This is a genomic window from Agromyces sp. NPDC052230, from assembly GCF_040679595.1.
Classification (GTDB): Bacteria; Actinomycetota; Actinomycetes; order Actinomycetales; family Microbacteriaceae; genus Agromyces.
This window is the reverse complement of the sequence record NZ_JBFAVC010000007.1, coordinates 264,319-284,303: the sequence shown is the minus strand read 5'-3', so window position 1 is coordinate 284,303 and position 19,985 is coordinate 264,319. Positions and strand designations below refer to the sequence as shown.

Here is a 19,985-nt window from a genome sequence, read left to right as displayed (position 1 = left end):
CACACAGAAAGCCCCCGGCCGCTGGCCGAGGGCTCTCTGACAATGACACATGTCGCGACTCAGGTGAGACCTATGTCGCGACTCATCACAACGTGCCCCCGGAGGGATTCGAACCCCCGACCTACGGTACCGGAAACCGGCGCTCTATCCCCTGAGCTACGGAGGCGCACAGTTGGAAAGACTACCACTGCGCGGGCTGCGATCCGCACACGGGCGGGGCCGAGGGAGGGCCCGCGGGCACCCCGCTTCGGGGTCAGGCGAGGCTGACGCTCGCCACGGTGTCGAGGAGCTCCTCGCGCACCTTCCCGGCGAGGAGCAGCCGCGCGCCACGCAGCACCGGGTCGCGGTCGACGCCGGTCGCGACGACCTCGGGGCTCCAGCGGCTGATGCGGCGGATGACGCGGCCGACCTCGGTGGCGAACGCGGGCCCTCCGAGACTCGCCGATGGCCCGGCCAGCACGAGGCGCCCAGGGTCGAGGATGGCGAGGAGCGGCAGCGCGATGTGGCCGGCGCGCTCGGCGAGCGCATGGAAGACCTGGTCGCGGGCCTGCTGGGCGTCGGGTGCCTCGAGGGCCGCGCGGGCCGCGTGGTAGCCGCCCGCCTCGATGCCGTGCCGCTTGGCGAGGAGCGCGACCGCGCGACCGCCGACGAGATCCTGCACGGTGCGAGCGCCGGGATCGATCGCGGTCGCGTCGACCGACAGCGGCAGGAAGCCGATCTCGCCGGCGCCGCCGAAGCTGCCCCGATGCAGGTCGCCGGCAACGTCGAACGACGCGCCCACGCCGTTGCCGAGCCACAGCAGCACGAAGACGTCGCTGTCGGCGCCCGCGCCGTATTCTCGTTCGGCGAGCGCCGCGAGGTTCACGTCGTTCTCGAGGTGCACGGTGCGACCCAGCTCGCCCTCGAGGATGCGGCGGAGCCCGCGCACGGGCCAGCCGGGCAGGGTCTCGCTGAACAGCTCGCCGGTCTCGCCGGGGTCGACGTAGCCCGGGATGCCGATGCACACCGAGTGCACCTCTGCGGGATCGGTGCCCGCGGCGGCGCTCGCCTCGGCGATGGCCCGCGCGACCTCGTCGGGAGCGGAGCGCTCAGTCGGGTCGCGCGGCAGGTCGAAGCGCACGATGGGTCGTTCGGCGCCCGTCGCGTCGACCACCGTGGCCCGCAGCTCGAAAGCGTCGAGGTCGAGCGCGACGCCGAGCGGCCGGTCGGTGCGGGCGGCATAGACGACCGCACTGCGCCCGGCCGAGCCCGAGGTACGGCCGCGCTCCTCGATGACGCCCGCGGCCAGGAGGCGCGACATCATCTGCGAGGCCGTCGGCTTCGAGACCCCCACGAGCTCGCAGATCCGGTTCCTGGTGAGCGGCCCGTGCTCGAGGAGCACCGCGAGTCCGGCGCGATCGTTCACCGCACCGAGCCAGGCGGGCGTGCCCGTCGCGGAGTTGGCCGTCACGGTCGTGCTCCGATCAGGCCGGCAGGTTCTCGAGGACCGACGTCATGAGCTGCTGCGCGTCGCCGGGCTCGAACAGGGCGGGGGAATCGATCACGATCCAGTACGGTCCGCTGAACACCTGCGCCTCGCCGCTGCCGCCCGCCTGGCGGAAGTAGCCCTCGACCTCGGGCGGCGTGCCGTACGTCGGAACGGGCTTGCTCGAGAGCGCCGCGTCGTTGCGTCGGGCCTCGCCGGCCTGCTCGGTGGGCGTGGCCACGGCGATCTCGATGACCTCGCCGCTCGTCTGGTTGAGGTAACCGCAGGCGGTGCCCTCGTCCTCCTCGACGGCGGTGACGACGGCGTCCGCCTTCGGCTCGTAGCCCGGGTCGCTGCCGAAATTCGGGTTGAAGGCGTACAGCTGCTCCGCGGTGAGCAGCGCGTCGCAGGCGATCTCGAACGGCACGGGCGGCTCCGCCGTCTCGGTCGGCTCGGGAGCCCCTGTCGCGGTCGCCGTGGGGTTCGCCGGGCCGGCCGTCGGATCGGCGCCGGCGGTGGGCTCGGATGTGGCGCCGGTGCATCCGCAGAGCAATGCGACGGATGCCGCGGCGACGAGTGCGAGACCGATGGAACGGGTCGGGGCGAGGCGGGGCAGGCGCGGCATGTGACGAACCTTACCAATCACGGCGGATAGGATTTGCGGGTGACTCCCGATGATCTCTCACGCACGCTCTTCGACCTCGTGAACGGGATCGTCGAGCGACGCCGGGCGGCAGGTGAAGAGGTCTCGCTCGCGCTCACGGCCGACCAGGTCACGCTCGAGCGTCCGAAGCTCCGGGAGCACGGCGACTGGGCCTCGAGCATCGCGATGCGCATCGCGAAGCCGCTCCGCACCAACCCGCGCGAGGTCGCGACCGAGTTGGCGGCCGCCCTCGGCCACGTCGACGGTGTCGCGAGCGCTGAGGTCGCGGGCCCGGGCTTCATCAACATCCGACTGGATGCCGCCGCCGCCGGCGCGCTCGCCAAGACCGTCGTCGACGAGGGCGCCCGGTACGGGCACAGCGAAGCGCTCGCCGGGAGCGTGATCAACCTCGAGTTCGTGTCGGCCAACCCGACCGGCCCCCTGCACATCGGACACACCCGATGGGCCGCGCTCGGCGACTCGATCGGCCGGGTGCTGCGCGCCGCGGGCGCGAAGGTGGCGAACGAGTACTACATCAACGACGCCGGCAACCAGATGGACAACTTCGGCGCGTCCGTGCTCGCCGCCGCCAAGGGCGAGCCGACGCCCGAGAACGGCTACCCCGGCCAGTACATCGCCGACCTTTCGGCACGCGTGCTCGAGCGGGAGCCGCACCTGCTCGAACTCGACGACGACGTCGCCCTGCACACCGCCCGCGAGATGGCGTACGAGCTGCAACTCGCCGAGATCCGCGAGTCGCTCCAGCGCTTCAACGTGCACTTCGACGTGTGGACGAGCGAGCGTGCGCTGCACGCGAAGGACGACGAGGGCGTCTCGGCCGTCGACGCCGCCGTCGAGCGCCTCCGCGCGCAGGGCCACGTGTTCGACGAGGGCGGCGCCGTGTGGGTGCGCACGACCGACTTCGGCGACGACAAAGACCGGGTGATCCGGCGCGCCAACGGCATCTACACCTACTTCGCCGCCGACGCCGCGTACTACCTCGACAAGGGCGATCGCGGCTTCGAGCACAAGATCTACCTGCTCGGCGCCGACCACCACGGCTACGTGCACCGCCTCAAGGCGCTCGCAGGTGCCGCGGGCGACGACCCGCAGCGCGACATCGAGGTGCTCATCGGACAGCTCGTGAGCATCAACGGGGCCAAGCTGTCGAAGCGGGCGGGCAACATCATCGAGCTCGACGACCTCCAGGCATGGCTCGGCACCGACGCCCTGCGGTACACCCTCGGCCGGTACCCGGCCGACTCGCCGCTCACGATCGACCCCGAGATCCTGCAGCGACGCACCAACGACAACCCCGTGTTCTATGTGCAGTACGCCCACGCGCGCACCCGCGCGGTCGATCGGAACGCGGCATCCGTCGGCGTCGACCGATCGACGTTCGCTCCCGAGCTGCTCACGCACGAGACGGAGTCGGCGCTGCTCGGCGGGCTGCAGGAATTCCCGCGCATCGTCGCGCAGGCGGCCGAGCTGCGGGAGCCGCACCGCGTCGCGCGCTATATCGAGGAGCTCGCGGGGCTCTACCACCGGTGGTACGACCTCTGTCGCGTGCTGCCCCTCGGCGACGAACCCGTCGGCGACCTGCACCGCACGCGCCTCTGGTTGAACGACGCGACCGGCCAGGTCATCCGCAACGGCCTCGACCTGCTCGGCGTCTCGGCGCCCGAGCGCATGTGATGGCCGCCGCCGCGCGGAAGCGCCGCAGTGCCGGTCGCGTGTGGGGCACGCTGGCCGTGCTCGTCGTCGTGCTGGCCGCGCTGCTCGTGGTGGCCGACATCGTCGTGCGCAACATCGCCGAGGCGCGTTTCGGCGAGCAGATCCGGGCGAATCTCCCCGAGGGCGTCGACGGGGAGGTCGACGTCACCATCGGGGGTCTCTCCGTCATCGCGCAATACCTCTCGGGCACCATGGATCGCGTCGAGCTCAGCGCGCCGGCCCTGAACGTGAACGGTGCGCCCGTCGCCGTCGACGTGGTCGGTGAGGGCGTGCCGGTCGACCTCGCCGCGCCCGTGGCGCGGATCGCCGGCACGATCACCGCCGACGATGCCTCGCTGAACCGCCTGGTCGCCGTGGCGGGTGTCGAGGGCGGGTTCACGCTCGGCGACGGTGTCGTCGGCTACGCCGGCACGCTCGAACTGCTCGGGCTCGCGGTCGACTACTCGGTGACCGCCCGTCCCACGGCCGCGGGCGACTCCGTGCTGCTCCAGCCCGAGGGCGCCGATGTCGGGGCCGGCGGTGACGCCGTCGACGTCTCGGGTCTCGTCGACCGCCTCCTCGGCGACGACCCGCTCACCGTGTGCGTCGCCGAGTACCTGCCCGACGGCGTCGATGTGCACGACCTCGTCGTCACTCCCGGCGCCGTGACCGTCGAGCTCCGGGCGCAGGACCTCATGCTCGACGAGGCGAGCCTCGCCCGCACCGGTACCTGCGGCTGATCCGCCCGGCCGCCGGCGCCGCCCGAGGTCGCGTGACGGTGCGGCGGCGCACGACGTCACCCGATTCGGCCCGCTCGCCACGCCTCGGTAGACTCGGGGAGGCCGCTCCACAAGGGCGGCGCGCATCAGGCTTCAGGAACCGATCCGGGTTCGCTCGCCGCGAGCGATCCGTCGACCCGTTCCCTCCCGTGAGGTATCCCCGTGTCATCCACCGAGGCAGTACCCGAGTGGCTCCGCGTGCCCGATGACGCGAACGCGCTCGCGTCCGCGGTATGGCCTGCGGGTGCACACCGCGACGAGCAGGGCCGGCTCGTCGTCGGCGGCGTCCCCGCGACCGAACTCGTCGCGCGCTACGGGACGCCCCTCTACGTCGTCGACGAGGCCGACGCGCGCGGCCGTGCTGCCCGCATCCGCACCGCGTTCGAGCAGGCTTCGGCATCGGTCGGCACGACCGTGACCGTCTACTACGCGGGCAAGGCGTTCCTCTCCGGGGCGATCGTGCACTGGGTGACCGAGGCGGGCCTCGGCGTCGATGTCGCCACGGGAGGCGAGCTCGCGATCGCGCTGGCGGCCGGCGCCGACCCCGCCCGCATCGGCTTCCACGGCAACAACAAGTCGATCGCCGAGATCGAGCGCGGTGTCGCTGCCGGCGTCGGGTCGATCATCATCGACAGCGAGGCCGAGATCGAACGGGTGGCGGATGCCGCGGCCCGCGCCGGTCGTGTCCAGCCCGTGCGGCTCCGCGTGAACAGCGGGGTGCACGCCTCGACGCACGAGTTCCTCGCCACCGCCCACGAGGACCAGAAGTTCGGCGTCTCGCTCGAGCGTGCCGTGGAGCTCGGGGAGCGCATCCGACGCCACGACTCGCTCGACCTCCTCGGCCTGCACTGCCACATCGGCTCGCAGATCTTCGACGCTGCGGGCTTCGCCGAGTCCGCCGAACGGTTGCTCGCCGCGCATGCCGAGCTGGCTCGCACCGCACCCGTGCCCGAGCTGAACCTCGGCGGAGGCTTCGGCATCGCCTACACCTCGGCCGACGAGCCGACGCCCATCGAGGAGATCGCGCTCGGCATCGCCGAGGCCGTCGCCGCAGCCTGCCGATCGCACGGCGTGCCCGTGCCGAAGCTGGCCTTCGAGCCCGGACGTTCGATCATCGGCCCGGCCGGCGTCACGCTCTACACCGTGGGCACCGTGAAGCCCGTGCCCATCGACGGTGGCTGGCGCCACTACGTCTCGGTCGACGGCGGGATGAGCGACAACCTCCGCACGGCGCTCTACGGCGCCGACTACACCGCGCGCATCGCGTCACGGGGGTCGGATGCCCCGCCCGCGCTGATGCGGATCGTCGGCAAGCACTGCGAGTCGGGCGACATCGTGGTCGACGCCGACTACCTGCCCCACGACGTCACCCCCGGCGACGTGGTGGCCGTCGCGGCGACCGGCGCCTACTGCTGGTCGCTCGCGAACAACTACAACCACGTGCCGCGCCCGCCCGTCGTCGCGGTGCGCGACGGGGTTGCGCGCGTCATCGTGCGCGGCGAGACCGAGTCCGACCTGCTCGCGCGCGACGCCGGGCTCGACCTGGCCCTGCGCGTGGCCGACGCAGCATCCGCTGCCCCCGCGGCATCCGACCATACCGACGCATCCGAGTCCGCAGGAGGGCCCACCGCATGATCGAGTACCGCACCATCCGCGTGGGCCTGCTCGGCGCCGGGTCCGTGGGCTCGCAGGTCGCGCGGCTGCTCCTCGAGCACTCCGAAGAGCTCGAGCAGCGGGTCGGTGCGCGTATCGAGCTCGTCGGCATCGCCGTGCGCGACCCAGCGGCCCGTCGCGATGTCGACCTGCCCGCCGAGCTCCTCACGACCGACGCCGAGGCGCTCATCCTCGGCAGCGACATCGTGATCGAGCTCATGGGCGGCATCGAGCCGGCCCGCACGCTCGTGCTCAAGGCCATCGCGTCGGGCGCCGACGTCGTCACGGGCAACAAGGCCCTCCTCGCCAATCACGGACCCGAGCTCTTCGCCGCGGCCGAGCAGGTCGGGGCGCAGCTGTCGTACGAAGCGGCCGTCGGCGGCGCCATCCCGATCATCCGGCCGCTCCGCGAGAGCCTCGCGGGCGATCGCATCGACCGCATCCTCGGCATCGTGAACGGCACCACGAACTTCATCCTCGACCGCATGGACACGACGGGTGCCTCCCTCGAGGACGCCCTCGCGACCGCGACCGAGCTCGGCTACGCCGAGGCCGACCCCACCGCCGACATCGGTGGGTACGACGCCGCGCAGAAGGCGGCGATCCTCGCCAGCCTCGCCTTCCACACGAGCGTGCCCGTCGACGCCGTGCACCGCGAGGGCATCACGAGCGTCAGCGCCGACCAGGTGGAGTCCGCGAAGCGCGCCGGCTTCGTCGTGAAGCTCCTCGCGATCTGCGAACGACTGGTCGACGACGAGACCGGCGAGGAGGGCGTCTCGGCGCGTGTGTATCCCGCGCTCGTGCCGCGGAGTCATCCGCTCGCCGCCGTGCACGGAGCGAACAACGCCGTCTTCGTCGAGGCCGCCGCGGCCGGCCCGCTCATGTTCTACGGCGCCGGCGCCGGGGGAGTGCAGACCGCGTCGGCCGTGCTCGGCGACCTCGTCGCGATCGCCCGCAGACATGTCATCGGGGGCCCCGGGACGGCGGAGTCGACGCACGCCGAACTCCCGGTGCTCGACATCGGCCGCATCACCACGCGCTACGCGATCACCCTCGAGGTGGCCGACGAGCCGGGCGTGCTCGAGCAGATCGCCCGCGTCTTCGCCCAGCACGGCGTCTCGGTCGAGCAACTCCAGCAGACGGTGAGCGGCGAGGCCGAGCGGGCTACGCTGGTGATCGGGACGCATGAGGCGAAGGAGTCCGCTCTCGCCGAGACCGTCGCCGCCCTCGCCGAGAGTCCAGTCGTCGCATCCGTCGCGTCCGTCCTCCGAGTCGAAGGAGCAGTGTGAACCAGCCCACCCCCAAGGCATCCTCCCGCCAGTGGCGCGGCGTCATCCGCGAATACGCCGACCGGCTCGATGTGACGGACGCCACGCCCATCGTCACCCTCGGCGAGGGCGGCACCCCGCTGCTGCCCGCTCCGGCGCTGTCGCGCCGCACGGGCGCCGACGTCTGGGTGAAGTTCGAGGGCATGAACCCCACCGGCTCCTTCAAGGACCGCGGCATGACGATGGCCGTCACCAAGGCCGTCGAGCACGGGGCGAAGGTCGTCATCTGCGCCTCGACCGGCAACACGTCGGCGTCGGCCGCAGCCTACGCCACGCACGCCGGCATCAAGGCCGCGGTGCTGGTGCCCGAGGGCAAGATCGCGATGGGCAAGCTGAGCCAGGCCATCGCCCACGACGCGCAACTGCTGCAGGTGCAGGGCAACTTCGACGACTGCCTCGACATCGCTCGCGACCTCGCGGCGAACTACCCCGTGCACCTCGTGAACTCGGTGAACAACGACCGCATCGAGGGGCAGAAGACGGCGGCGTTCGAGGTCGTCGAGGTGCTCGGCGACGCGCCCGACCTCCACTTCATCCCCGTCGGCAACGCCGGCAACTACACGGCGTACACGCGCGGCTACCGCGAGGACATCGCGGCGGGCAATGCCACGCGGATGCCGCGGATGTTCGGGTTCCAGGCATCCGGTTCCGCGCCCATCGTGCGCGGCGAACCCGTGAAGAACCCCGAGACCATCGCGAGCGCCATCCGCATCGGCAATCCGGCCTCGTGGGAGCTCGCCCTGCAGGCCCGCGACGAGACCGACGGCTACTTCGGCGCGATCGACGACGACAAGATCCTCGAGGCGCAGCGCATCCTCTCGGCCGAGGTCGGCATCTTCGTCGAGCCGGCGTCGGCGATCTCCGTCGCTGGCCTGCTCGAGCGCTCGGCCGCGGGTGCCGTTCCCGCCGGCGCTCGCGTCGTGCTGACGGTCACCGGGCACGGCCTGAAGGATCCGCAGTGGGCGCTGCGCCTGCCCGACGGCTCCGAGGTGCAGCCCACGGTCGTTCCGGTCGACGTGGCCGCCATCGCCCAGGTGCTGGGACTCGCGTCATGACCGCGGCCACCGCCGCATCGGGGTCATCGCTCGCCGAACCGATCGTGGGACGCACGGTGCACGTGAAGGTGCCCGCGACGAGCGCGAACCTCGGCCCGGGCTTCGACACGCTCGGCCTCGCGCTCGCCCTGTACGACGAGCTCGAGGTCGAGGCGACCGACGCTCCGGAGCACCACATCGAGGTGCACGGCGTCGGCGAGGGCGAGGTGCCGCTCGACGAGTCGCACCTCGTCGTACGGGCCATGGCGCACACGTTCGATCGGGCCGGGGTGCCGATGCCGAAGCTCCGCCTCGCCGCCCGCAACTCGATTCCCCACGGGCGCGGACTCGGCTCCTCGGGTGCCGCGATCGTGGCCGGTGTCATGGCCGCGAAGGGGCTCCTCGAGGGCGTCGTCGAGTTCACCCCTGATGAGCTGCTCGAGCTCGCGACCGAGCTCGAGGGCCACCCCGACAATGTCGCGCCGGCCCTGTTCGGAGGGCTCACCATCGCTTGGGTGACGCCCGAGGGTCCGCGGCACAAGAAGCTCATCGTGCACCGCGGCGTCTCGCCCCTCGTCCTCGTGCCCGAGCACGAGATGTCGACGGCGCTCGCGCGCTCGCTGCAGCCCCAATCGGTGCCGCACGAGGACGCGGTGTTCAACGTGTCGCGATCGGCGCTGCTCATCGCCGCGCTCATCCAGAGCCCCGAACTCCTGCTCGCCGCCACCGAGGACAAGCTGCACCAGCACTATCGTGCGCAGGCCATGCCCGAGACCGATCGGCTCATCAGGGTGCTGCGGGCGGCGGGGCATCCGGCGGTCGTCTCGGGGGCCGGTCCCTCGATCCTCGTGCTCGCGAGCGACCCGAGCGAACGGGCCGACGCCATCCACCTGGTCGAGGAGTCCGCCGACACCGCATGGCAGGCGCTGCCGCTCGCCGTGGACTTCCTCGGCGCGACGGTGACCGACGCCGGCCGCTGAGCCACGCCCGCAGCGCCGGGCTCGGCGACCTCCGCCGCAACAGCTGCATCCGTCGCATCGGGCGCGTCAGGCGCGTCGTGCGCACGAAGCCGCCGCGGTTGGGTGTTAGGATTGTGGCGCACCCGGCGGACGACGCATCTGTACCGCATCATCCGGCCGCATCGTGCACTTCCCGCAATTCATTGCCTACGCTCTCGCGCATGTCTGCGCCACCGCGCACCGACATCGCTCGTGCCAGCGATCAGCTCTCCTGGGTCGCATCTCTCGCGATCAGGGGAAAGGAACATACCCAGTGACGAACGCAACCGACCACGCCGACGTGAGCGTGGCGAACCGCACCCGCCTGAGCGCCCTCAAGGTCGCCGAGCTCCAGGAACTCGCCGTCTCCCTCGGCATCGCGGGTGCCTCCAAGCGCCGAAAGGGAGAACTCGTGGACCTGATCTCCGCTCGCCAGGACGCGGACGTCGCCGTCGACGCACCCGTCGCGGTGAGCGGGGCCGAGGCCCCCACGACGGAAGCTCCGGCAGCAGACACAGCGGCCGCGACCGAGACCGTGCCCGCCGAGGTCCCCGCCGAGTCGGCGGTCGAGGCGCTGGCCGAGCCGGCCGCCGCCCCCGCCGAGGCCGGTGCTCCCGAGGAAGCCGCGCCCGAGGCGGCGGCGCCCGACGCGGCCGCGCAGCAGCCCGCCGAGGCCGAAGCCCCGGCCGTGGCGCCGCCCGTGCGCCAGGGTCGCCAGTCGCGACGCGTGACCTCCGCGTCGACGTCGGCTCTGCAGCACGTGAACAACGGCGGTGCGGGCGTCTCGCTCGTGCCGGCCGACGTCGATGCCGAAGCCCGTGAGGCGGCCCGCGCGGCCGTGCGCGAGCAGCTCGCCGCAGCGACGGGTGAGGGCACCCGCAGCGCGCAGCCCACCGAGGGCGAGGGTGAGGGCGAAGCCGCCACCGAGCAGCCGCGCCAGGGCCGCAACCGCAACCGGGGTCGCCGTGGCGGCGATCGCAGCGAGCGCGGCGGCGACGACCAGCAGAAGACCGGCGAGGAGCGCCAGGGCCGCAACGGCCAGGGTGGCGAGCGCCAGGGTGGCGAGCGCCAGAGCGACCAGGGTCGCCCGGTCGAGGTCGAGGGCGGCAAGCCCGCACGCGAGCGCCAGGCCGAGTCGGAGTCCGGCAAGCAGCCGGCCGAGGGTCGCGGCCAGGGTCGCGATGGCGGCCAGGGTCGCGAGAGCCGCGAGAGCCGCGACGCCCAGCAGGGCGAGGGCGAGGGAGGCCGACGCAGCCGGTACCGCGACCGCAAGCGTCGCGGCCAGGGCGCCGCCACCGACGAGATCGAGCCCGAGATCCACGACGACGACGTGCTCATCCCGATCGCCGGCATCCTCGACGTGCTCGACAACTACGCCTTCGTGCGCACCACCGGTTACCTCCCCGGCCCGAGCGACGTCTACGTCTCGCTCGGCCAGGTGAAGAAGTACAACCTGCGCAAGGGCGACGCGGTCGTCGGCGCCATCAAGCAGCCGCGCGACGGCGAGTCCAACAGCCGCCAGAAGTACAACGCGCTCGTCAAGGTCGACTCCATCAACGCGCAGTCGACCGACGATGCCGCAACGCGCGTCGAGTTCCAGAAGCTCACTCCGCTGTACCCGCAGGAGCGACTCCGACTCGAGACCGAGCCGACCAAGCTCACCCAGCGCATCATCGACCTCGTCGCCCCGATCGGCAAGGGCCAGCGCGGCCTCATCGTCGCACCGCCCAAGGCGGGCAAGACGATCGTGCTGCAGCAGATCGCGAACGCCATCGCGACGAACAACCCTGAGGTGCACCTCATGGTCGTGCTCGTCGACGAGCGCCCCGAAGAGGTCACCGACATGCAGCGCACGGTGAAGGGCGAGGTCATCGCCTCCACCTTCGACCGTCCCGCGGAAGACCACACCACGGTCGCCGAACTCGCGATCGAGCGCGCCAAGCGCCTCGTCGAACTCGGCCACGACGTCGTCGTGCTGCTCGACTCGATCACCCGGTTGGGCCGCGCGTACAACCTCGCGGCACCGGCATCCGGTCGGATCCTCTCGGGCGGCGTCGACGCGTCGGCGCTGTACCCGCCGAAGCGCTTCTTCGGCGCGGCGCGCAACATCGAGAACGGCGGATCGCTCACGATCCTCGCTACGGCGCTCGTGGAGACCGGCTCGAAGATGGACGAGGTGATCTTCGAGGAGTTCAAGGGCACCGGCAACTCGGAGCTGCGCCTGTCGCGCCAGCTGGCCGACAAGCGGATCTTCCCCGCCGTCGACGTGAACGCCTCATCGACGCGTCGCGAGGAGATGCTCCTGTCGGCCGACGAGGTGAAGATCACCTGGAAACTGCGTCGCGCACTCGCGGGCCTGGAGCCGCAGCAGGCACTCGAGGCCGTGCTGGGGCGCCTGAAGGAGACCCAGTCCAACGCCGAGTTCCTGCTGCTCATGCAGAAGTCGATGCCCGTCGCCAACGGTGCCGCGCACGCGCATGGCCACGAGATCGACCACCGGTAAGTGTTCGATTCCGTCCAGGCCCTGCTCGCCGAGCACGGCGAACTGCAGGAGCAGCTCGCGGACCCATCCCTGCACGCCGACGCCGCGCGCGCGAAGAAGGTGAATCGGCGCTACGCCGAGCTCAGCCGTATCGTGCACGCGCACTCGGCGTGGCTCGAGGCGCAGGACGACCTTGCGGCGGCTCGTGAGCTCGCCAAGGAGGACGCCGCGTTCGCCGAGGAGGTTCCCTCGCTCGAGGAGGGACTCGCGCAGGCGGAGGAGCGGCTCCGTCGGCTCCTGATCCCGCGCGACCCCGACGACGGCCGCGACGTCATCATGGAGATCAAGGGCGGTGAGGGCGGCGCCGAGAGCGCCCTCTTCGCCGGCGACCTGCTCCGCATGTACATGCAGTACGCGCAGTCGAAGGGGTGGAAGGTCGAGCTCCTCGACCAGAACGAATCCGACCTCGGCGGTTACAAAGACGTGCAGGTCGCGATCAAGTCGAACTCCACCGATCCGGCGCAGGGGGTGTGGGCTCACCTCAAGTACGAGGGCGGCGTGCATCGCGTGCAGCGCGTGCCCGCCACCGAGACCCAGGGCCGCATTCACACGTCGACGACCGGCGTACTCGTGTTCCCCGAGGTCGACGAGCCCGAAGAGGTCGACATCAACCAGAACGACCTGAAGATCGACGTGTACCGTTCGTCGGGTCCCGGGGGCCAGTCGGTGAACACCACCGACTCGGCGGTGCGCATCACGCACCTCCCGACCGGCATCGTCGTGTCGATGCAGAACGAGAAGTCGCAGCTGCAGAACCGCGAGGCCGCCATGCGGGTTCTCCGCGCGCGCCTGTTGGCGCGCCAGCAGGAGGAGCAGGCGGCTGCGGCATCCGATGCCCGCAAGTCCCAGATCCGCTCGATGGACCGCTCCGAGCGCATCCGCACATACAACTTCCCCGAGAACCGGATCGCCGACCACCGCACCGGCTACAAGTCGTACAACCTCGATCAGGTCATGAACGGCGCGCTCGAGCCGATCATCGAGTCGGCCATCCAGGCCGACGAGGAGGCCCAGCTGGCCGCCCTCGGCGACGAATGAGCGCGCGGCTCACGATCCGGCCGGCGATGGACGCCGACTGGGATGCGATCCACCCGATCTTCGACCAGGTCGTGACCGAGGGCGAGACGTACGCGTACCCGCTGTCGCTGTCGTCGGATGCCGCGCGCGAGCTCTGGATGGAGCAGCCGCCGGGCCTCACCGTGGTCGCCGAACTCGACGGCGTGATCGTCGGCACGGCGAAGATGGGACCGAACCGGCCGGGGCATGGCGACCACATCGGGACCGCGTCCTTCATGGTCGATCAGGCCGCGCGGGGATCCGGCGTGGGACGGAGCCTCGGCGAGTACGTCATCGACTGGCACCGGCAACAGGGCTTCGAAGGTATCCAGTTCAACGCGGTCGTCGCCTCGAACGAGGCGGCGGTCCATCTCTGGACGTCGCTCGGCTGGGAGATCATCGGCACCGTGCCGAACGCCTTCCGTTCACCGCGCTTCGGTCGGGTCGGCCTGCACGTCATGTTCCTGCCGCTCTGAGCGGATGCTGCGGCATCCGCCCGATCACGATTACCGGAGCCGGCGAGTGGTGCAGGTCGATGCGCCCTGTTCTCGCGACCGGCAGGGCGTGTCGTCCTGTTTCCAAGAGCGGGGGGAGTGCCAAGGCGGGGGGAGTGCCGGGAGCGGGGGGAGTGCCGGGAGCGGGGGAGGGCCGGGGAGGCGCGGCCGCCGCGGGTGGGGCCGGGGCGCAACGCGCGCTAGATGTGCCAGTCGTGCACGCCCCGCGCCGCATCCACCGTGGAGCGCCGGAGCGGCCTGACGCCCGCCGGCACGCCCACGAGGAGCGAGTGCGGGGGAGCGGGCTTGGTCACCACGGCGTTCGCGCCGACCGCGCTCCACGCGCCGATGACGATGTCGCCGAGGATCTTCGCGCCCGCACCGACGGTGACCCCGTCTTCGAGGGTCGGATGCCGCTTCGACCCCGGCGGCGTGTTCCGCGGTGCCTTCCCGCCGAGCGTCACGCCGTGGTAGAGCATCACGTCGTCGCCCACGACGGCGGTCTCGCCGATGACGACGCCCATGCCATGGTCGATGAAGAAGCGGCGGCCGATCGTCGCCCCGGGGTGGATCTCGATGCCCGTGAGGAACCGCACGAGTTGCGAGATCAGCCGGGCCGGCAGCCGGAACCCGGCACGCCACAGCCGGTGCGTCAGGCGGTACGTCCAGATGGCGTGCAGCCCCGAGTACGCGAGGAACACCTCGAGATCGCTGCGCGCGGCGGGGTCGTGCGAGCGCGCGGTCGCGAGGTCTTCCCTGAGCGTTCTGAGAATGGGCACCCGATCAGTCAAGCAGACCCTCATAGAGGATCGTCGAGAGGTACCGCTCGCCGAAGCTCGCGACGATCACGACGATGGTCTTGCCGGCGTTCTCGGGACGCTTGGCGAGCTCGACCGCGGCGTGCACCGTCGCACCCGAGGAGATGCCGCCGAGGATGCCCTCTTCGACGCCGAGCCGGCGCGCCATGGCGAGGGCCTGGTCGATGTTCACGTCGATGATCTCGTCGTAGACGTCGCGGTCGAGGATCGACGGCACGAAGTTCGCCCCGATGCCCTGGATCTTGTGGGGACCGGGCTGCCCGCCGGTGAGGATCGCGGACTCGGCGGGTTCGACGCCCACGATCCGCACGTCGGGCTTGCGCTCCTTGAGCACCTGGCCGACGCCCGAGAGGGTGCCGCCGGTGCCGATGCCGGCGACGAAGATGTCGACGCCGCCGTCGGTGTCGTTCCAGACCTCCTCGGCCGTGGTGCGACGGTGGATCTCGACGTTGGCGAGGTTGTCGAACTGCTTCGCGAGCACCGCGCCGGGAGTGTCGGCCACGATCTGCTCGGCACGCGAGACGGCGCCCTTCATGCCCTCGCCGCCGGGGGTGAGCACCAGTTCGGCGCCGTAGGCGCGCAGGAGGCCTCGGCGCTCCCGGCTCATGGTCTCGGGCATGGCGATGATCACCTTGTAGCCTCGCGCGGCGCCGATCATGGCGAGCGCGATGCCGGTGTTGCCGCTCGTCGCCTCGACGATCGTGCCGCCAGGCTGCAGCTCGCCTGACGCCTCGGCCGCGTCGACGATGGCCACGCCGAGGCGGTCCTTCACGCTCGCGGACGGGTTGTAGAACTCGAGCTTCGCGAGCACCTCGGCCTGCGCTCCCTCGGTCACCCGGTTCAGCCGGACCAGCGGGGTGCCTCCGAAGACCTGCGTGATGTTGTCGAAGACCTTGGCCATGGTGCTTCCTCTCGGGTGGATGCTCGGGTGCGTGCGGCGGCGAGGTGCCGGGTTCCAGACTACGTGGCGGGTGCTTCGCGGCACCGTGCGTTACATTCCATTTCATGGATGAACGGATGCCGCCGCCCGGCGCACACGACCTGCGCCTGGTGCGCGACGAGACCGTGGCCCGGTTCGAGGCGGCGGGCGTTCCCGACCCTGCCGTCGACGCGGAGCTGCTCATCGGGCACGTCCTCGGCCTCACGCGGGGCGGGGTGCAGGCGCGGCTCGTGATGGGCGGGCAGCTCTCGGCAGCGGATGCCGAGTCGCTCGAGTCGCTCGTCGCGCGCCGCGAGCGGCGGGAGCCGCTCCAGCACCTCACCGGCCGCGCGCCCTTCCGCTCGCTGGAACTCGCCGTCGGGCCGGGCGTGTTCGTGCCGCGGCCCGAGACCGAGCAGGTCGCCCAGCTCGCGATCGATGCGCTGCGCACCGCGGCGGAACCCGAGCCGATCGCCATCGACCTCGCCAGCGGCAGCGGCGCGATCGCGATCGCGCTCGCGACGGAGGTGCCGCACGCGCGGATCTGGGCGGTGGAGAACTCGCCCGAGGCGTTCCCGTGGACCCGTCGGAACGTCGACGAGGTCGGCGCGACGAACCTCGAGCTCGTCTTCGGCGACCTCGCGACGGCGCTGCGCGAGCTCGACGGCCGCGCTGCGGTGGTGGTCTCGAACCCGCCGTACGTGCCCGCCGCCGAGCTGCCGCGGGATCCCGAAGTGCACGTGCACGATCCCGAGGAGGCCCTCTACGGCGGCCCCGACGGGCTCGACGTCATCCGCGTGCTGTCGACCCGGGCGGTGGAGCTGCTGCATCCGGGCGGTGCGCTCGTGATCGAGCACGCCGAGACGCAGTCGGCGGCGATCGCCGCGATCCTCGCCGCCGACGGCTGGCGTGGGGTCGTGCACCACCGCGACCTCACCGGGCGGGATCGGGCGACGACGGCACGCCGCTGACGCGCGGCATCCGCTACTTCTGACGCTCGGCCCGCGCCCGCGCGTTCCGTTCGCGCTCGAGCACCGCCTTGATGGCCTCGCGCTCTCGTTTCTGCGCCTCGCGGAGCGCCTTCTCGGCCTCGCGCCGGGCCTTCGCCGCCTCGCGGACGCGCGGGTCACGCGGCAGTTCGAGGTGCGGCGGCAGCGGGGCGCGATCGAGCGGTGCGGCGTGCGACTCGACCCGTTCGACGTGGTGCTGGAGTCCGTCGAGGATGCGCTGCAGCCCGAACTCGAAGTCGTCGTCGGTGTCGACCGACCCCTGCCCAGGCTCGGCGACGTACCCACCGGCCATGAGCAACGGACTGAGGTAGGGGAATCGTTCGGGGGTGACGAGCTCGCTGAGCGCTTCGAAGAAGTTCTCGCCCGAGACATCCGCAGGGTCGGATGCCGCGGCGGCGACGCCGAGGTCGCGCGCCTGTGCGCTCGTGGCCCGCGTGTAGCTCGTGAGGAGGAGCAGGGCCGACATCTTCTCGCCGTCGCTCAGCGGGAGGTCGCGCATCTCGCGGAGGGCCCAGTCGACGATCGTGAGGCTGTTCGGCGTGATCGGCGCACCCGAGATGGGGATGTCGACGAGCCACGGATGCTCCAGGTAGGCGCCTCGGAGGGCCAGCACCCACGCCGTGAGGCCCTCGCGCCAGGTGCGCTCGACGGAATCGTCGGGCACCGACACGGCGCTCGCCGCCTCCTGCATGAGCAGCATGAGGTCGTCCTTGCTCGTCACGTACCGATAGAGCGACATCGTGGTGAACCCGAACGAGGCGGCCACGCGGCTCATCGACACCGCGGCCAGGCCATCGGTATCCGCGATCTCGATCGCGGCGTCCACGATGCGCTCGATCGAGAGCTCCCGCTTCGGACCGCGCTGGGGGTTCGCCGCGATGCCCCAGGTGAGGGCGACGCCGCGAGGAAGTTCGGGGTCGGGCCGCTCGGGCCGATCGCGGTCGGATGGCGTCGGGTTCGGCATCGGCTCCCGTTCTCGCGGCGGTATTGACGACCAGTCTAGAACTGTGTATTACTGAAACAACAGCGGACCACATAAACAGTTTTGCTCATACGCAGAACATCCGACGATAGGAGCAACAATGTCCCTCGCCATCGAAGCCCGCGGTCTCCGCAAGCGCTTCGGCCGCACCGACGTCCTCACCGGTCTCGATCTCGCCGTGCCGGCCGGCACCGTCTTCGCCCTGCTGGGGCCGAATGGTTCCGGCAAGACGACGACCATCAACATCCTGACCACCCTCGTGCGGCCCGACGCGGGTGCGGCGCGCGTCGCGGGCCATGACGTCGTCGCCGAGCCGCTCGAGGTGCAGCGCCGCATCGCGCTCACGGGCCAGTCGGCGGCCGTCGACGAGGTGCTCACGGGCACGGAGAACCTCGTGATGATGGGCCGTCTCTCGGGCCTCGGTCGGCGGGAGGCCCACATGCGGGCCGCCGAGCTGCTCGAGCGGTTCGGGCTGGTGGATGCCGCCGGCCGCCGGGTCGGCACCTTCTCGGGCGGCATGTTCCGTCGCCTCGACCTCGCACTCAGCCTCATCGTGCCCGTGCCCGTGCTCTTCCTCGACGAGCCCACCACCGGGCTCGACACGCGGAGCCGCCAGGAGCTCTGGCGCGTCATCCGCTCGCTCGCCGACGACGGCAGCACCGTCTTCCTCACCACGCAGTACCTCGAGGAGGCCGACCGTCTCGCCGACCGCATCGCGGTGCTCGACCGCGGCCGAATCGCCGCCGAGGGCACCGCCGACGAGCTGAAGGCGCGCATCGGCGGCGACGTCGTCGAGCTCCGCAGCGCCGACGGCGAGCTGATCGTGGAGCTTCCGACCGACGGCACCGTGCACGGACTCCGTGCGGCCGTGGACGAACTCGACCGCAGCCCCGCCGCGGCCGCCGACGGCGCGTCCGTCGCCATCCGCCGGCCGAGCCTCGACGACGTGTTCCTCGCGATCACGGCCCGCGGAGCGGCATCCGATTCCCGTGAACTCCTCGAGACGAAGTGACGAACATGACCGCCATCACCCACCCCCGCCCCACCGCCACGCCGACCCCCGCGACCGGCCCCGGCATCCGCCCCCGCCTCGGGGCCCTGACCGCCGAGTCGACGTTCATCGCCCGCAGCTTCCTCCACTCCGTGCGCGACGTCGAGGCCATGCTCATGGCCGTCGTGCTGCCGACGATGCTCATGTTGATGTTCACGTGGATCTTCGGCAACGCGATCGACCCCTCCGGCGGCTACGTCGACTACGTGGTGCCCGGCATCATCCTGCTCTGCGCCGGCTTCGGCGCCTCGTCGACCGCCATCGCCGTGTCGCGCGACATGACCACGGGCATCATCGACCGGTTCCGCACCATGCCGATCCGCAGCGGCGCCGTGCTCACCGGCCACGTCGTGGCGAGCCTGGTGCGGAACCTCGTCGCGACCGGCGTCGTGATCGCGGTCGCGCTGCTCGTGGGCTTCCGTCCCGTCGCGACGCCACTCGAGTGGGCGGGCGTGCTCGGCGTGGTCGCGCTGTACATCCTCGCCATCACCTACCTGTTCGCGGCCATCGGCCTCGCCGCGTCGACGCCCGAGGCGGCGAGCGGGTACGGCTTCATCCTGCTGTTCCTGCCCTACCTGTCGAGCGCCTTCGTGCCCATTGCGACGATGCCCGACTGGCTGCAGTGGATCGCCGAGCACCAGCCCATCACCCCGGTCATCGAGACCATCCGGGCGCTGCTCATGGACACGCCGCTCGGCGACTCCGCCTGGTGGGCGCTCGGCTGGTGCGTCGGCATCATCGCCGTGTCGGTGGTCTGGGGCGCGTGGCTCTTCCGCCGCAAGGCCGGACGCCGCTGAGTCGACCTGGGCACCGACGACGACGGATGCCGCGGGCCGCACGGGCTCGCGGCATCCGTCATGCTCAGTCGCGCTCGGCGGCGAACGCCTCGATCGCCTCGACGAGGGCATCCGTGTTGTAACCGCCGTCGACCTCGAAGAGCTGGAACGCGGTGATGCCCACCTCCGCGGCGCCGCGCACGTTCGCGCCGGAGTCGTCGATGAACATCGTGTCCTCGGGCGGGATGCCGTAGCGGCTCAGCGCTCGGGTGTAGCTGCGCGTCTCGGGCTTGCGGGCGCCGAGTACCGCCGAGACGAGGTCGTTCTCGCCGAGCAGGTCCGCCACCTCGGGCGCGAGCTCGGGCAGGGAATCGCGGAAGATGATCGGGTTGTTCGAGAGCAGCGAGACGGTGCCGAGCTCTGCGGCACGACGGAGCGCCGCGATCGACTCGGGGATCGGCGTCATCGCCGCGCGCCGGGCCTCGCGCCATCCTTCGGCGGTGAGCCGGCCGCCGGTGACCTCGTTGAACGCGGCAAGGTACTCCTCGGTGGAGGGATACTCGCCTGCCTCGGCGGAGGCCTCGAAGCCCTCCTCCCACCACCGCTTCGCGAGGGCGTACTGGCTCACGCCCGTGAGCTCCGCTAGTCGCGGCAGCCGCCTGCGGAAGTCGTACGCGTAGAGCGTCTTGTCGAAATCGAACAGGAACAGCAGCGCGGAGGCCAT

At 71.4% G+C, this 19,985-nt stretch carries 18 protein-coding genes and 1 tRNA gene; 12 read left to right on the top strand and 7 right to left on the bottom strand.

Annotated features, from left to right (window positions below; all coding sequences use genetic code 11):
• Positions 1-93: 93 nt before the first annotated feature.
• From AB0K73_RS16665 to AB0K73_RS16655, 3 genes are all read right to left on the bottom strand, one after another.
• A tRNA-Arg gene (locus AB0K73_RS16665) sits at positions 94-166 on the bottom strand.
• A gap of 87 nt (positions 167-253) precedes the next feature.
• Complete coding sequence (locus AB0K73_RS16660) at positions 254-1,450, bottom strand: ROK family transcriptional regulator (protein WP_360514722.1); 1,197 nt, start codon at positions 1,448-1,450, stop codon at positions 254-256.
• Between the two features lie 13 nt (positions 1,451-1,463).
• Positions 1,464-2,090 (bottom strand): iron ABC transporter ATP-binding protein, encoded by a 627-nt coding sequence (locus AB0K73_RS16655; protein ID WP_360514725.1) that lies wholly within the window; start codon positions 2,088-2,090, stop codon positions 1,464-1,466.
• A 39-nt stretch (positions 2,091-2,129) separates the two neighbouring features.
• On the opposite strand from AB0K73_RS16655, the gene AB0K73_RS16650 reads away from it, so the two are divergent.
• The 9 genes from AB0K73_RS16650 to AB0K73_RS16610 all read left to right on the top strand — a co-directional run bounded on the left by AB0K73_RS16650 (position 2,130) and on the right by AB0K73_RS16610 (position 13,687).
• A complete protein-coding gene (locus AB0K73_RS16650; protein WP_360514728.1) occupies positions 2,130-3,803 on the top strand; it encodes an arginine--tRNA ligase in 1,674 nt (557 codons plus the stop codon).
• Positions 3,803-4,561, top strand: coding sequence for a DUF2993 domain-containing protein (locus tag AB0K73_RS16645; protein ID WP_360514731.1), 759 nt, complete (start codon positions 3,803-3,805; stop codon positions 4,559-4,561). The genes AB0K73_RS16650 and AB0K73_RS16645 overlap by 1 nt, the downstream gene beginning before the upstream one ends.
• A gap of 201 nt (positions 4,562-4,762) precedes the next feature.
• Complete coding sequence (gene lysA / locus AB0K73_RS16640; protein WP_360514734.1) at positions 4,763-6,235, top strand: diaminopimelate decarboxylase; 1,473 nt, start codon at positions 4,763-4,765, stop codon at positions 6,233-6,235.
• On the top strand, positions 6,232-7,542 hold the full coding sequence (locus AB0K73_RS16635; protein ID WP_360514737.1) for a homoserine dehydrogenase: 1,311 nt from the start codon (positions 6,232-6,234) through the stop codon (positions 7,540-7,542). The genes lysA and AB0K73_RS16635 overlap by 4 nt, the downstream gene beginning before the upstream one ends.
• On the top strand, positions 7,539-8,636 hold the full coding sequence (gene thrC / locus AB0K73_RS16630) for a threonine synthase (protein WP_360514740.1): 1,098 nt from the start codon (positions 7,539-7,541) through the stop codon (positions 8,634-8,636). Before AB0K73_RS16635 ends, thrC begins: the two co-directional genes overlap by 4 nt.
• The gene (gene thrB / locus AB0K73_RS16625) at positions 8,633-9,595 is read left to right on the top strand and encodes a homoserine kinase (protein WP_360514743.1); all 963 of its coding nucleotides are present in this window, start codon (positions 8,633-8,635) and stop codon (positions 9,593-9,595) included. The genes thrC and thrB overlap by 4 nt, the downstream gene beginning before the upstream one ends.
• Positions 9,596-9,887: 292 nt before the next feature.
• A complete protein-coding gene (rho, locus tag AB0K73_RS16620; RefSeq protein ID WP_360514746.1) occupies positions 9,888-12,116 on the top strand; it encodes a transcription termination factor Rho in 2,229 nt (742 codons plus the stop codon).
• Positions 12,117-13,193: a peptide chain release factor 1 gene (prfA, locus tag AB0K73_RS16615; RefSeq protein WP_360514749.1), complete on the top strand. Its 1,077-nt coding sequence runs from the start codon at positions 12,117-12,119 to the stop codon at positions 13,191-13,193. It begins immediately after the preceding gene.
• Complete coding sequence (locus tag AB0K73_RS16610) at positions 13,190-13,687, top strand: GNAT family N-acetyltransferase (RefSeq protein WP_360514752.1); 498 nt, start codon at positions 13,190-13,192, stop codon at positions 13,685-13,687. The genes prfA and AB0K73_RS16610 overlap by 4 nt, the downstream gene beginning before the upstream one ends.
• A 218-nt stretch (positions 13,688-13,905) precedes the next feature.
• Here AB0K73_RS16610 and epsC read toward each other — a convergent pair whose 3' ends face one another.
• Positions 13,906-14,484, bottom strand: a complete 579-nt coding sequence (gene epsC, locus AB0K73_RS16605) for a serine O-acetyltransferase EpsC (protein WP_360514755.1) — start codon at positions 14,482-14,484, stop codon at positions 13,906-13,908.
• A 4-nt stretch (positions 14,485-14,488) separates the two neighbouring features.
• On the bottom strand, positions 14,489-15,424 hold the full coding sequence (gene cysK, locus AB0K73_RS16600) for a cysteine synthase A (RefSeq protein WP_360514758.1): 936 nt from the start codon (positions 15,422-15,424) through the stop codon (positions 14,489-14,491).
• A gap of 104 nt (positions 15,425-15,528) precedes the next feature.
• Between cysK and prmC the strand changes: the two genes are divergently transcribed.
• Complete coding sequence (gene prmC / locus AB0K73_RS16595; RefSeq protein ID WP_360514761.1) at positions 15,529-16,413, top strand: peptide chain release factor N(5)-glutamine methyltransferase; 885 nt, start codon at positions 15,529-15,531, stop codon at positions 16,411-16,413.
• Positions 16,414-16,426: 13 nt separating this feature from the next.
• Here prmC and AB0K73_RS16590 read toward each other — a convergent pair whose 3' ends face one another.
• Positions 16,427-17,416, bottom strand: a complete 990-nt coding sequence (locus AB0K73_RS16590) for a TetR/AcrR family transcriptional regulator C-terminal domain-containing protein (protein ID WP_360514764.1) — start codon at positions 17,414-17,416, stop codon at positions 16,427-16,429.
• Between the two features lie 118 nt (positions 17,417-17,534).
• Here AB0K73_RS16590 and AB0K73_RS16585 point away from each other — a divergent pair, with 118 nt between their 5' ends.
• Both AB0K73_RS16585 and AB0K73_RS16580 read left to right on the top strand, forming a co-directional pair.
• On the top strand, positions 17,535-18,446 hold the full coding sequence (locus AB0K73_RS16585) for an ATP-binding cassette domain-containing protein (RefSeq protein WP_360514767.1): 912 nt from the start codon (positions 17,535-17,537) through the stop codon (positions 18,444-18,446).
• 5 nt (positions 18,447-18,451) lie between these two features.
• Positions 18,452-19,282: an ABC transporter permease gene (locus tag AB0K73_RS16580; RefSeq protein ID WP_360514770.1), complete on the top strand. Its 831-nt coding sequence runs from the start codon at positions 18,452-18,454 to the stop codon at positions 19,280-19,282.
• A 64-nt stretch (positions 19,283-19,346) separates the two neighbouring features.
• Here AB0K73_RS16580 and AB0K73_RS16575 read toward each other — a convergent pair whose 3' ends face one another.
• Positions 19,347-19,985, bottom strand: a complete 639-nt coding sequence (locus AB0K73_RS16575) for an HAD-IA family hydrolase (RefSeq protein WP_360514773.1) — start codon at positions 19,983-19,985, stop codon at positions 19,347-19,349.

What these genes read in the sequence shown, in the direction of transcription:
- AB0K73_RS16655 (WP_360514725.1), bottom strand. Translation starts at nt 2,090, where the DNA reads ATGCCGCGCCTGCCCCGCCTCGCCCCGACCCGTTCCATCGGTCTCGCA.
- AB0K73_RS16645 (WP_360514731.1), top strand. Translation starts at nt 3,803, where the DNA reads ATGGCCGCCGCCGCGCGGAAGCGCCGCAGTGCCGGTCGCGTGTGGGGC.
- AB0K73_RS16635 (WP_360514737.1), top strand. Translation starts at nt 6,232, where the DNA reads ATGATCGAGTACCGCACCATCCGCGTGGGCCTGCTCGGCGCCGGGTCC.
- thrB (WP_360514743.1), top strand. Translation starts at nt 8,633, where the DNA reads ATGACCGCGGCCACCGCCGCATCGGGGTCATCGCTCGCCGAACCGATC.
- AB0K73_RS16610 (WP_360514752.1), top strand. Translation starts at nt 13,190, where the DNA reads ATGAGCGCGCGGCTCACGATCCGGCCGGCGATGGACGCCGACTGGGAT.
- cysK (WP_360514758.1), bottom strand. Translation starts at nt 15,424, where the DNA reads ATGGCCAAGGTCTTCGACAACATCACGCAGGTCTTCGGAGGCACCCCG.
- prmC (WP_360514761.1), top strand. Translation starts at nt 15,529, where the DNA reads ATGGATGAACGGATGCCGCCGCCCGGCGCACACGACCTGCGCCTGGTG.
- AB0K73_RS16590 (WP_360514764.1), bottom strand. Translation starts at nt 17,416, where the DNA reads ATGCCGAACCCGACGCCATCCGACCGCGATCGGCCCGAGCGGCCCGAC.
- AB0K73_RS16585 (WP_360514767.1), top strand. Translation starts at nt 17,535, where the DNA reads ATGTCCCTCGCCATCGAAGCCCGCGGTCTCCGCAAGCGCTTCGGCCGC.
- AB0K73_RS16580 (WP_360514770.1), top strand. Translation starts at nt 18,452, where the DNA reads ATGACCGCCATCACCCACCCCCGCCCCACCGCCACGCCGACCCCCGCG.
- AB0K73_RS16575 (WP_360514773.1), bottom strand. Translation starts at nt 19,985, where the DNA reads ATGGCCTCCGCGCTGCTGTTCCTGTTCGATTTCGACAAGACGCTCTAC.